Origin of the sequence: Faecalicoccus acidiformans (genome assembly GCF_014202635.1) — a bacterium.
GTDB lineage: Bacteria > Bacillota_I > Bacilli_A > Erysipelotrichales > Erysipelotrichaceae > Faecalicoccus > Faecalicoccus acidiformans.
Map to the genome: position 1 here is coordinate 37,984 of NZ_JACHHD010000012.1, position 12,034 is coordinate 50,017.

Sequence of the window (12,034 nt, forward strand, 5' to 3'; positions counted from 1 at the left end):
TTATAACTTATTTTAAGATGAGTGAAAAGAGGCTAATATGAATTGGGTTCAAGAGGTAGAAAAACGCATTAAACGACAGAATCGGATTTTATTTGCGAAAGATTCTTTGTATCTTCAAGATCTCAGAGATTTGCTGGGGACTCAAAATCATCGGGTGCTTGTGTTATGGGCCTTGGATTTAGCTGAAGAAAGTGTGCAGGCATGGAATAAGAAGCATCCGGATGAGCTCCGCCCAATGCGAGCTTATCAAGCGGCGCAAAACTGGTCTATGGGCAAGATCAAAATGAGGGAAGCACAAAGAAAGATCTTAGATTGTCATGCCGTTGCCAAGGAGATCGATTCTTTAGAAGATCAGGCTATCTGTCATGCGATTGCCCAGGCATGTTCCGTTGTTCATACACCGGGGCATGCGATTGGTTATCCTATGTATGATCTGACATCGCTGGTCTATCATTACGGGTGGGACAAGTGTATATCTCCTATCGAAGATCGCAAAGCATTCTATATCGATCGCTTGTTTTACTGGAGCCGGCAAATTGATCAAATTCAGCGTCCTTGGGCTTCTTTTTTATAGAGCTTGATTTTCCACTAGCGTTTTTTTTAAGTTGGTGATAAAATGAGGTCACGTCAAATGGTGCGTTGGAGAAATGGTTAACTCACAGCCCTCTCAAGGCTGCATTTACGGGTTCGAACCCCGTACGCACTACCATAGTCAATCAAGGGACTGTGTAAAAACTTCGGATATGCAATCGAGGTTTCACAGCCCTTTTTTTTATTAGATTAAAAAAAATTAGCACTTTATGCTTTACAGTGCTAAAAAGAGTGTTATAATATTAGCAGAGTTAGAAATAGAGTGCTAACTCGATAGAGATTCATAAAACTATTTTGGAGGTGACAGTTATGAAATTCTATCCAGGATTTAGAACTTTTGATTTATTTGATGATTTATTCAATGATGATTACACAACAAACACTTCATCTAATCTTTTGAAGACCGATATTACGGAAAAAGATGGTTACTATGAATTGAATATGGAAGTGCCTGGCATTAAAAAAGAAGATATTCAGTTAGAGTTAAAAAATGGATATTTGAAGATTTCGGCTTCTCGTCAAGGCAAGAATGAAGAAAAGGATGATCAGGGACGTATTATTCGTCAGGAACGTTTCAGCGGTTCTTGTTCTCGTAGTTTCTATGTGGGAAACAATGTCAAACAAAGCGATATCAAGGCTAACTTCGACAACGGAGAATTAAAGATCAGCGTTCCAACACAGGCCAAAAAAGAAGAGGAAGAAACAAAGTTTATTCCTATTCAATAAAAAAGGGAAACCTCTGGAATGAATAAAATCCAGAGGTTTTTTAATGTCCAGACATCGGGATTATTTTGTAGAAATATTCAGGAGCGATTGAAAGAGGCTCTGACTTTGGCAAAAATTTAGAATTGGTGCCCGTTGCCTAGATGCCGGCATTAGAAGGACTTTTTAATGAGGAATTTGGTCTTTGAGACGGAGACAGAGTTTCATGGTCAAATAAAGCACAAAGACATCGATGGGATACATCACGATATTTTTGATAACTCTGGCACTTAATAGGACCCAGAAACTGTCGCCGTACATCATCGATAACCATAAAGGATTCAAGAAAAGATTAACGATTAAGACGACTGAAAGGCGAGCAAGAGCACAACGAAGGACACCGATCTTTTCTTGCTTGTAGAAGAAGAGTGCATAGAGAAGGGCGATGACGACCGCGTTGATCATAAACCAGGGCTGATAAGGGCCCGTAGGCCGCAAGATATAATTCACTGTATCTAAGATAAAGGCGGAAATCATATTGGGGTAGGGCCCATAGAAATAACAACTGGCCGCAACCGCAATGGATCCAAATGAGATTTTGAGCATTGGAGTCAGTTGAATGGAGAACAAGTTGAGAATCACGTTCAAGGCACAAAACAGGCTGACTCCCACTAAAACACGAACATCTTTTAAGGCTTTCGTGTTTTCTTTAAAGATCGCAAAGTATTTTTTCATAATAAAAGACCTCCTTTCCCATTCGTGCAATGGAAAAAGAGATCGGTTTTGCCATTACAACAGCGGGATGCAAAATATGTATCGCAAGATTCCTTTTCGTTTCCAAACCAACTCCCCGTGTTTGGAACACTTAACGCACATATTTTTACTCTGCTACTAAGGGCAGTATACTCCAGAAAGAAAGGAAAAGAAAGAGATAGTTAATTTAATTTCTTTGTCTATCGAGGCTGCTTTGAAACGAACTGTTCATTCAATCGCTGTGAAGTATCGACATAGAACAAGGAATCTGTTCAGGATGAATCCGATTCGATTTTAGGACATAAAAAAGGAAGCCAGATCGAGATAAAAAATTGCGAAAAAGTTCACAACGTTTTTCGTGCAATAGCTCTTTATTTGATTTATACTAAACACGAAAGAGGTTGTGAAAAATGATAATTAATGAACTAGAAGGAAAAGTCAAAGGTAAAGGCATTCGAATCGTCTTTACAGAAGGATGGGACGCCCGCGTCCAAAAAGCGGTCATTGACTTGAAAAAGAACGATGTCGTTAACCCGATTTTGTTGGGGTCTCCAGGACAGATTGCGGAATGCGCTGAAGAGAATGGATTGGATGTTTCAGGGATTGAGCAAATCGATCCTGCAACTTTCGACAAGCTAGATGAAATGGCCATGAGAATGGTAGAACTTCGTCGTGGTAAGATGGATTTGGAACAGTGCCGTAAAGCAATTCAGTCCTCTAATTACTTTGGAACGATGCTGGTAGAAATGGGTTATGCAGATGGTCTGTTAGGCGGGGCTACATATTCTACAGCAGATACGATCCGTCCTGCTTTACAGCTGGTCAAAACTGCACCAGGACAGCCATTGGTAAGTTCTTGTTTCTTGCTGGTCAAAGGATCTGAACAATATATCATGGGAGACTGTTCCATCAATATCAATCCGACACCGGATGAATTGGTAGAGATCACCGTTCAGACAGCACATACAGCTAAACAGTTTGGTGTAGAACCAAAAGTGGCTCTTCTTTCTTATTCCAGCATGGGAAGTGCCAAAGGGGAATGCGTTGCGAAGATGACAGAAGCGGTAAAACGTTTGAAACGTATGCCGATTGACTTTGAGGTTGACGGAGAAATGCAGTTCGACTGTGCCGTGAGTGAAGAAGTAGCTTCTTTGAAAGCGCCTGGATCTACTGTTGCCGGGCATGCCAATACATTCATCTTTCCGAACTTGTCCAGCGGAAACATCGGATATAAGATTGCTGCCCGCTTAGGCGGATGGGAAGCCATTGGACCGGTATTGCAGGGATTGAATGCACCGATCAACGATTTGTCCAGAGGATGTACATCGCAAGAAATCTATAAGATGGCTATTGTTACGGCCGCACAAAAATCACTGGGAATTTAAAAGAAATTCATTTCACTGTCGTTTCTTTTTGAGACGACAGTTTTTTTGTTATATACTGAGAGCATGAGAAAAAAAGAAATATTCCCTTACGAAATAGAACCAGGGGCCATTATGGATTATGTGGATGACAAATTCATGCTGGTAATCAAAGACAATGAGTGGTCATCCGAAGAAGTACGCTTGTTGGATAAAGGAGCTAAACTTCAGTTTTGTTATACGATGGATATTGCGATCTTTGTTTTTGAGGGTGGCGATATCGACAGCAGTGATTTTTATTTTAATATCCAGGAATGCGATCAGGCAAAGGCGCTTTTGAATGCGCAAAAGCTGGATATCGAAGTGCTGCTGGTCAATCAAAAAAATCAAATCTGTTGGAAAAAGAAAAAAACATTGGATAAGGAGAAAACACAAAAGATTTTAGAATGCTTGCACCGTCAATCTCAAATTTCTTTTGCGCCTGGAGAATTCGATGTTAATGTGGAAGGACTTCAAAGTGCTTATGAACCCTTTGAATTGGAAAAATATGCCGTGGTAGAGCTTGCGTTTTAGGAGGATGCGTATGAAAGCAATTATTACAGTAATCGGAAAAGATAAAGTAGGAATTCTGGCGATGATCGCCAATGAATGTGCCAAAGAAAACATCAATATTTTAGATGTGTCGCAAACGATCGTTGATGGTTTCTTCACGATGACGATGAGTGTGGATATCCAGGGGATGGATACGGCTTTGTCTATTTTCAGCGATCGGATGGATGGCCTTGGAAAAGAAAAGGGCTTGGTGATCCGTGTTATGCATCAAGATATCTTTGATTCGATGCATAAGATCTAGGAGGACAGGATGCAGACACAGGAAATATTGGAAACGATCAAGATGATCGATGAAGAATATTTAGATATCCGTACGATCACGATGGGAATCTCCTTGTTGGATTGTATGGATACGGATATTCACAAAAGTTGTGAAAAAATCAAGAATAAAATATGTACATTAGCCAAAGATCTTGTCAAAGTCGGCAATGAATTTGAAAAAGAATACGGGATCCCCGTTGTCAACAAGCGCATCAGTGTAACCCCGATTTCTATGTTAGTCGCCTGTTCGGGCGGAGATCCGGTCGAATATGCTTTGACGCTGGAAGCTTGTGCGCAAGAATTAGGAGTGGATTTTATCGGAGGTTTTAGCGCTCTTGTGCAAAAAGGGTATGCTAAAGGGGATAAAGAACTGATCGAAGCGATCCCTCGTGCTTTAGCTTTGACCCAACATGTTTGTGCCAGTGTCAATGTGGGCTCTACCAAGGCCGGAATCAACATGGATGCCGTCAAACAAATGGGAAGAATCGTCAAAGAGTGTGCTCTGGCTACGAAAGAGAATAACTGTTTGGGAGCTGCCAAATTGGTTGTTTTCTGTAATGCTGTTGAAGACAACCCGTTTATGGCGGGTGCTTTCCATGGCGTGGGAGAAGCGGACTGCGTATTGAATGTAGGTGTCAGCGGGCCAGGTGTCGTACGTGCGACATTGGCCAAGGCGGATAAAAACTTGCCGATGGACAAACTGGCAGATCTGATCAAACGTACGGCGTTTAAGATCACGCGAATGGGGCAGTTGGTTGGCACCGTTGCTTCTCAGAAATTGGGTGTTCCTTTTGGAATTGTGGATCTGAGTTTGGCGCCGACGCCGGCAATTGGAGACAGCGTAGCGTATATTCTGGAAGAAATGGGATTGGAAACGTGCGGAGCTTATGGAACAACGGCATGTCTTGCGATGCTCAATGATGCTGTAAAAAAAGGCGGGGTTATGGCCACTTCAAATGTGGGCGGTCTTTCGGGCGCTTTTATTCCAGTCAGTGAAGATGCGGGTATGATCCATGCGGCTAAGGCGGGTGTACTGAGTTTAGAAAAATTGGAAGCGATGACAGCGGTCTGCAGCGTCGGATTAGATATGATCGTTATTCCTGGTGATACCAGTGCTTCGATTATCAGCGGAGTGATTGCCGATGAAGCTGCTATAGGCATGGTTAATTCCAAAACAACGGCGGTTCGAATCATTCCGGCGATTGGAAAAGAAGTTGGAGAAGAACTTGATTTTGGCGGTCTTTTGGGATCGGGTCCAGTGATGCCGATTCGGCAAACAAAAAATGATGTGATGATCGATCGCGGCGGAAGAATTCCGGCACCATTGCAGTCATTGAAAAACTAATCATTTCTTTTCAGAAAATCCTTTCCATCTTTTGGTTGCAAAATCGGATTTCGTGTGTATAATTATCTCATAAAGACGAAGAAAAGAAGGAGTACAGAGGCTTTTCTTTACAGAGAGTCTGCGGATGGTGCAAGCAGATAAGAAAGAATCTGGAACGTGTCTTGGAGTTGCGTTGTCGAAATCGGGAGGCAATGTCCGTGTGTTCGCGTTAAGAACGAGGTGTCATCCAGAGACATGGATGGAATTAAGGTGGTACCGCGAGTCAATCGTCCTTTTGAAAAGAAGGACGATTTTTTTTATGGAGAGGGTGATGCGAATGAATCAAGAAGATCGACGACGATGCGAGGCATTCGCATCGCTTTAAACAAAAAAAGGAAAAGAGAAAGAAGAGGTTAAAGAATATGACAAGTAAATTTTTGAAAATGGGATTAGCAGCCGCAATGGCAATGGGAGTAGTCGGATGCTCAAGCAGCGCTCCGGCCGAAGAAACGGAAGACCAGACTGTGATCACGATCGGTATCTCTCCAGATTATGAACCTTATGAAAGCTTAAATACCGATAATGAAATGGTGGGCTTTGATATTGATATGGTTGCCTGGTTTGAAGACTATTTAAATGAAAACGAAGATACATCTTATAAATTTGAATTTAAACAGATGGATTTCGACAATATTGTCACTCAGATTCAAGGGGATCAGATCGATCTAGGTATCTCTGGCTTTACTTATGAAGAAAGTCGTAAGGTGGAATGGAGCGAACCTTATCTAGGATCTGCTCAGGTAGCTGTTGTGCCTAAAGGATCTGATATCACTTCGATCGACCAGCTTTCCGGAAAATCAATTGCGGCACAGACAGGAGCAACCGGAGAACAGGCAGCTGCTGACGCTGGAGGAGAAGTGACCGGATTAAAGAATGTTCAAGATATCATGAATGCTTTAAGTGCCAATCAGTATGATGCCGCTGTGATTGACTCCGGTGTTGCCAAAGCTTATGAAGAAAGTGGAAACTTTACTGTTCTTGATGGTGTATTGATGGATGAGAAGAACTATATCATTGCCAAAGAAGGCAATACAGAAATGATCGATTTGGTCAATCAGTGTATTGAAGCTTTCATTGCCAGTGAAGACTATCAGGCAATGTGTGAAGAATACGGTTTGACAGCCGTTGAATAAAACGAAAGAAGAGGGATAGTATGTTTTCTGCCTTTCATGAGGTATTTACATTTGAGACTGCTCTGTATTTTGGAAAAGGAGCGCTCATTTCATTGGGGATGGCCATACTATCCCTGTTTCTCGGTTTGATCCTGGGGATTTTAGGGGCCAGTGCCAAACGTTCCAAGTACAGGCTTTTAAGATGGATTGGAAATATCTATGTTGAAGTGATCCGGGGAACGCCTATGTTATTGCAGATCTTGATCATTTTCTCGGTGATTCCTTCGATTTATACCGCTATTACCGGCGAGGTTTTACGAATCAACGTTTATTTGATTGGTATTATTGCCATGAGCATCAACTCAGGTGCTTATTCGACTGAATTGATTCGCAGCGGGATAAACGGGGTGGATAAAGGACAATGGGAAGCTTGCGAAACGCTGGGCCTGAGTCAATGGCAGACGATGCGCTTTGTCGTTTTACCACAGGCATTCAAGTTGATCGTGCCGCCCATTATCAGTGAATTTGTGACCTTGATCAAAGACAGTTCTTTGACCAGCTGTATTGGAGCCATTGAATTATTGAAGAGTGCTCAAATCGTGGGAGCTGAATATTATGAAGTCATGTCGCCGTATTTTTTGGCGGCAATCTTCTACCTGGTGATGACGATCAGTATTTCCTATATTGGAAAACATGTAGAAAAGAGGTTGGCTGTCAGTGATTAAAGTTGAACATGTGACAAAGAATTTTGGTTCCCTACATGCGGTAAAAGATGTTTCTTTGGAAGTGAATCAAGGGGAGATCGTCTCTTTGATCGGGCCTTCGGGTTCTGGAAAAAGTACGCTTTTGCGCTGTATTCATGGTTTGGAAAAGCCGGATTCCGGCAAGATCTACATCAATGACGAAGTGATGGACCCTTCAGATTCCAAAAAGTATCGCGAACAAAGAAATCGCATGGGGTTTGTATTCCAGCATTTCAATCTGTTTCCAAACATGACCGTTCTGGAAAACTGCAATCTGGCTCAGATCCAGGTGGGAGGAAAGACCAAAGAGGAAGCAGAAAAAACTTCGATGGAATATCTAAAACGCGTTGGACTGGCAGATAAGCGCGATTCCTACCCGAACAATTTGTCTGGCGGCCAAAAACAGCGTGTGGCCATCGCCCGTGCTTTGTGTATGAATCCGGAATTGATGCTCTTTGATGAACCGACCAGTGCCTTGGATCCTGAAATGATCAAAGAAGTATTGGAAGTTATGAAAGATCTTGGAAATCAGGGAATGACGATGATCGTAGTAACTCATGAGATGGGGTTTGCCCGCAAGGTGGGGAATCGGGTCATTTTTCTAGATCGCGGAGAGATCGTGGAAGATTCTCCAAGTGAGGAATTTTTCTCACATCCACAATCTGAACGTGCCAAGGATTTCCTCAGCAAGGTTTTCTACGAATGAAGTTAAAAGATTTTAAAGTCGAACAATGGATGAATGAGAACGAAGGACAGGCGAAGTATAATCTTACCGATACTTGTGCTTCTTCTTTTTCTTTGCAGGAACTCTTGAATATGGGGCATCTGGACCCCTCATCCATTCTCTTAGATTATGGAGAAATCGTAGGGAAAAAAAGTTTACGTCAAGAGATTCTGAATCTGTATCAAAACAAAGATCTGGAGCAAATCACAACGACTAACGGCTGTCTGGAGGCCAACACTTTAGTCATGGATACGTTGCTGGAACCCAAAGACCATGTCATAACTTGCGTGCCGGGTTATCAACAGTTTGTCAGTTATCCTGAATCTTTGGGTTGTACTGTTTCTTTGGTGCATCTGGATCCCGCAAAGGGCTGGTCTTGCTGCGTGGATGACTTTTCTAAGCATATTGGCAAACATACAAAATTAGTGATTTTGAACAACCCTAACAATCCGACAGGAACGGTTTTTACACTTCCTTTTTTGGAAGAGCTGGTTGTTTTGTGTCGTAAAAATGGAATCTATATTCTTTGCGATGAGGTCTATCGAGATCCGCAACATTTAAAAAGTATAAGCGATCTCTATGAAAAAGGAATCTCCACCTCTTCTTTTAGTAAACTGTATGGGCTCGCAGGCCTTCGTTTGGGATGGATCAAAGGACCGCGGGATGTAATCAAAAAGGTCAATGCCCGCAGAGATTATGTAATGATCTCAACGGGAGATCTGCGAGATACTTTAGGGTTGATCGCATTACAGAATAAGGAAGAGATTTTAAAAAGAACCCGTTCGATCTTACAGATCAATAAAGAGTTTTTACGTTCTTGGCTGGAAACAAATCCAGATTTTTCATGCGTAATTCCCGCAGAAGGGACGGTTGCGTTTTTACAGATCCATGGCATGACTGATTCAAAGTCCATGGCTCAGCAGCTTTTGGAACAAGAGGGAATCTTTTTTGTCCCCGGCTCGTGCTTTGACCAGGAAGGGTATATGCGTTTGGGGCTTGGTCAGGATCCACAAAAGTTTCAAGCAGGATTAAAGGAACTGGCCATTTTCTTGAAAAGCGTAAAACCATTATGATAAACTGAAGACATTAAGGGGCTGATTGAATCATGAAAAAAAGATGGGGCTTTGTGTGTCTTTGTCTGCTGGTGACGGGATGTGCCAGACTGAGCGATGTCGATGAGAGCTTTTTAAAGGAGACAGAAGAACCAGAGGTCGAAAAAGATGAAACACCGGTAGTCATGAAGTGTGATTCTGAAACGCAAGGGTCTTTGACTTTTGAATCTAAAGGGGATCAGATTCAAAAAATGACGCAGTCTTTTTCGATGTCTTTTACGGATCTTGGCATCAATGAAGATCTGGATCAGAATGCGATCAAGGAAAAAATAAATCAGTCTTTGGATTCTATGTATCAAGATTTGGAAGGTGTCCAGGCTGTAGGAGAGATTGTTGGAGATCACGTAGAGATTACTGTGACGATCGACTATACCGCACCAGATCATGAGCAGCTGATGGAAGCCGGCCTTTTAGAATCAGGGAAAGTCGATAGTGCATATATTTCTCTGGAAGAAACGCAAGAAAGCTATGAGGATTCTGGCTATACTTGCACAATAGAATAAACAGATCTAGAGCGGCAAGACCGCTCTTTTTGAAAGAGAAAGGAGGGATTCTATGCGATATTATATTGCGGACTGTCATTTTTTTCATAAAGCTTTAAATACGCAGATGGATCAAAGAGGATTTGATTCTGTAGAACAGATGAATGCCTATATGATCGAACGCTGGAATGAAAAAGTCAGAAAGAATGATGAGGTCGTAATCTTGGGGGACTTCAGCTGGGGTTCTTTAGAGGAAACGATGGAAGTTCTTTCGGTCTTAAAAGGAAAATTGTATTTGATCAAAGGAAACCATGACCGCTTTATTAAAGACAAAAATTTTGATCCGGGACGGTTTGTGTGGATCAAAGATTATGCGGAATTAAATGAAAACCGTCGGAAAGTTGTTTTATCGCATTATCCGATTGCTTGTTACAATGGGCAGTATCGCCGGGATGAAGCAGGGAATCCCAAAGTCTATATGTTGCACGGGCATATCCACAGCACGCAAGATCAAGTGTATTTGGACGCCTATCAAGATTTTATCCAAAAACAGATTCGTCCTACGATTGGCGGAAAAATGGAGCATGTGCCTTGCCAGTTCATCAACTGCTTTTGCATGTATTCTGACTATCAGCCGATGACCTTGGATGAATGGATCGAGATCGACCGCAAGCGTAGAGAGAAGCTTGAATCATCGATCTGTATATAAATACTGAATTATGTTTTTCTTGCCGCCGGGTAAGAAATGCAGCGCCTTGTTTTCTATCGGTAGGCCTTAGAAGATAGAAAAAGAAGGCGCTTTTATTTTGGGGGAGATAAGATGAAACTGAAAGCGAATTTTCAAACGTTTATGGAGTATACATTTTTAAGTGTTTTGGGATCCTTGGGGGTATCTTGTTATATATTGGCAGATACATTCTTTATTTCTTTAGGGTGCGGAGCCAATGGCTTAACGGCTTTAAATCTGGCGGTTCCGCTTTATAACTTTATCCACGGAACAGGTTTGATGATCGGGATGGGAGCTGCTACCAAGTTTTCCATTTATCAAAGCCAGAAACAAAAAAAGGAAGGGAATGTGATTTATACACATGCTCTGATCCTGGCTCTTGTTTTTTCGCTCTTCTTTGTAGGACTTGGGCTTTTTGCATCGTATCCGCTGGCATCTTGGCTAGGTGCTGATGCGCAGACGCTGGAGATGACAAATACTTATTTATATTGGCTTTTGTTGTTTGCGCCTGCTTTTATTTTGAATGATATCTTTTTATGCTTTGTCCGAAATGACGGCTCTCCTAAGTTGTCCATGATAGCGATGGTCATTGGCAGCTTGTCGAATGTGGTCTTGGACTATGTCTTTATTTTTCCTTTGGATATGGGAATCTTTGGTGCTATCTTGGCAACGGGTTTGTCTCCTTTGATCAGTATCAGTATCTTGCTGGGACACCGGATTCAAAAGAAGAATACTTTTCATTTAGAGAAAGGGCCGATTCAGCTGCCATTTCTTAGACAGACGCTGGTCATTGGCTTTCCATCGCTGGTGACTCAGTTATCGGGCGGGATCGTTATGATCGTGTTTAATTATCTGATCTTAGGATTGGCAGGGAATATAGGGGTTGCCGCTTATGGAATCACCGCCAATATCGCTTTTGTGGTCGTGGCTATCTTTACCGGGATCGCGCAGGGTGTTCAGCCTTTGACAAGTGCTTTTTACGGAGCAGGAGAGTTGGCAAAGTCCCGAAAAATGCTGAGATATATGTTAGCGGCCTCTTTAGTCTGTTCGATGCTGCTTTATGGTCTTATCTGCGGATTTGCACCATGGATCACGGCTGTTTTTAACAGCGAAAATTATCAGAGTCTTCAGCAGATTTCTGAAACAGGATTACGGATTTATTTTTTATCGTTGCCTTTTATGGGCGTGAATATTGGGCTTTCTTTATACTTTGCTTCGATTGAAAAGGCTATCCCTTCTTACATTCTTTCACTTTGCCGCGGGTTTATACTGATTCTTCCCATGGCTTTTTTACTGGCGGCTTGGCAAGGCATGACCGGCATCTGGCTGACATATCCGGTAACGGAACTTTTGACGACTTTGCTGGGAATCTTTCTCTACTGTGCACAAAAGGAAAAAAGAGAGAAGAAAAGCCGAATTTTTATGTAAAAATTTGATAAAATAGAATTGACTTCTTGCGTTTTGTAAGCT

Annotated in this window: 15 protein-coding genes, 1 tRNA gene, 1 riboswitch and 1 other annotated feature; of the genes, 15 read left to right on the forward strand and 1 reads right to left on the reverse strand. The window is 42.1% G+C overall.

Features of this window, described 5'->3' with window-relative positions; all coding sequences use genetic code 11:
• Positions 1 to 37: 37 nt before the first annotated feature.
• The 3 genes from HNQ43_RS06470 to HNQ43_RS06480 all read left to right on the forward strand — a co-directional run bounded on the left by HNQ43_RS06470 (position 38) and on the right by HNQ43_RS06480 (position 1,317).
• Positions 38 to 574, forward strand: coding sequence for a putative immunity protein (locus tag HNQ43_RS06470; RefSeq protein ID WP_183375987.1), 537 nt, complete (start codon positions 38 to 40; stop codon positions 572 to 574).
• Positions 575 to 633: 59 nt separating this feature from the next.
• Positions 634 to 709, forward strand: a tRNA-Glu gene (locus tag HNQ43_RS06475).
• A 191-nt stretch (positions 710 to 900) separates the two neighbouring features.
• On the forward strand, positions 901 to 1,317 hold the full coding sequence (locus tag HNQ43_RS06480; RefSeq protein WP_183375989.1) for an Hsp20/alpha crystallin family protein: 417 nt from the start codon (positions 901 to 903) through the stop codon (positions 1,315 to 1,317).
• A 162-nt stretch (positions 1,318 to 1,479) separates the two neighbouring features.
• Here the strand turns inward: HNQ43_RS06480 and HNQ43_RS06485 are convergent, their stop codons facing one another.
• Entirely contained in the window at positions 1,480 to 2,028 is a 549-nt protein-coding gene (locus HNQ43_RS06485) for a folate family ECF transporter S component (protein ID WP_183375992.1), read from the reverse strand.
• A gap of 58 nt (positions 2,029 to 2,086) precedes the next feature.
• Positions 2,087 to 2,183: riboswitch (THF riboswitch) on the reverse strand.
• 273 nt (positions 2,184 to 2,456) lie between these two features.
• Here HNQ43_RS06485 and pta point away from each other — a divergent pair.
• The 12 genes from pta to HNQ43_RS06545 all read left to right on the forward strand — a co-directional run bounded on the left by pta (position 2,457) and on the right by HNQ43_RS06545 (position 11,992).
• Entirely contained in the window at positions 2,457 to 3,431 is a 975-nt protein-coding gene (gene pta, locus HNQ43_RS06490) for a phosphate acetyltransferase (RefSeq protein ID WP_183375994.1), read from the forward strand.
• A gap of 63 nt (positions 3,432 to 3,494) precedes the next feature.
• Entirely contained in the window at positions 3,495 to 3,980 is a 486-nt protein-coding gene (locus HNQ43_RS06495; protein ID WP_183375996.1) for a hypothetical protein, read from the forward strand.
• A gap of 10 nt (positions 3,981 to 3,990) precedes the next feature.
• The gene (locus HNQ43_RS06500; protein WP_183375998.1) at positions 3,991 to 4,260 is read left to right on the forward strand and encodes an ACT domain-containing protein; all 270 of its coding nucleotides are present in this window, start codon (positions 3,991 to 3,993) and stop codon (positions 4,258 to 4,260) included.
• Positions 4,261 to 4,269: 9 nt separating this feature from the next.
• On the forward strand, positions 4,270 to 5,625 hold the full coding sequence (locus tag HNQ43_RS06505; protein ID WP_183376001.1) for a PFL family protein: 1,356 nt from the start codon (positions 4,270 to 4,272) through the stop codon (positions 5,623 to 5,625).
• Positions 5,626 to 5,694: 69 nt separating this feature from the next.
• Positions 5,695 to 5,902, forward strand: a binding site (T-box leader).
• Positions 5,860 to 6,021: a hypothetical protein gene (locus HNQ43_RS06510; RefSeq protein WP_183376004.1), complete on the forward strand. Its 162-nt coding sequence runs from the start codon at positions 5,860 to 5,862 to the stop codon at positions 6,019 to 6,021. Its footprint overlaps the feature before it by 43 nt.
• Before the next feature lie 5 nt (positions 6,022 to 6,026).
• Positions 6,027 to 6,797, forward strand: a complete 771-nt coding sequence (locus tag HNQ43_RS06515; RefSeq protein ID WP_183376006.1) for a substrate-binding periplasmic protein — start codon at positions 6,027 to 6,029, stop codon at positions 6,795 to 6,797.
• A 20-nt stretch (positions 6,798 to 6,817) separates the two neighbouring features.
• The gene (locus HNQ43_RS06520) at positions 6,818 to 7,501 is read left to right on the forward strand and encodes an amino acid ABC transporter permease (RefSeq protein ID WP_183376009.1); all 684 of its coding nucleotides are present in this window, start codon (positions 6,818 to 6,820) and stop codon (positions 7,499 to 7,501) included.
• Positions 7,494 to 8,225 (forward strand): ATP-binding cassette domain-containing protein, encoded by a 732-nt coding sequence (locus HNQ43_RS06525; protein WP_183376012.1) that lies wholly within the window; start codon positions 7,494 to 7,496, stop codon positions 8,223 to 8,225. The genes HNQ43_RS06520 and HNQ43_RS06525 overlap by 8 nt, the downstream gene beginning before the upstream one ends.
• The gene (locus HNQ43_RS06530) at positions 8,222 to 9,316 is read left to right on the forward strand and encodes an aminotransferase class I/II-fold pyridoxal phosphate-dependent enzyme (protein WP_183376015.1); all 1,095 of its coding nucleotides are present in this window, start codon (positions 8,222 to 8,224) and stop codon (positions 9,314 to 9,316) included. Before HNQ43_RS06525 ends, HNQ43_RS06530 begins: the two co-directional genes overlap by 4 nt.
• A 32-nt stretch (positions 9,317 to 9,348) precedes the next feature.
• Positions 9,349 to 9,858 carry a DUF1307 domain-containing protein gene (locus HNQ43_RS06535; protein WP_183376017.1) on the forward strand — a complete coding sequence of 170 codons (510 nt, stop codon included), beginning with the start codon at positions 9,349 to 9,351 and terminating at the stop codon, positions 9,856 to 9,858.
• Between the two features lie 52 nt (positions 9,859 to 9,910).
• Positions 9,911 to 10,546: a metallophosphoesterase gene (locus HNQ43_RS06540; protein ID WP_183376019.1), complete on the forward strand. Its 636-nt coding sequence runs from the start codon at positions 9,911 to 9,913 to the stop codon at positions 10,544 to 10,546.
• 111 nt (positions 10,547 to 10,657) lie between these two features.
• Positions 10,658 to 11,992 (forward strand): MATE family efflux transporter, encoded by a 1,335-nt coding sequence (locus tag HNQ43_RS06545; protein ID WP_183376021.1) that lies wholly within the window; start codon positions 10,658 to 10,660, stop codon positions 11,990 to 11,992.
• Positions 11,993 to 12,034 lie beyond the last annotated feature (42 nt).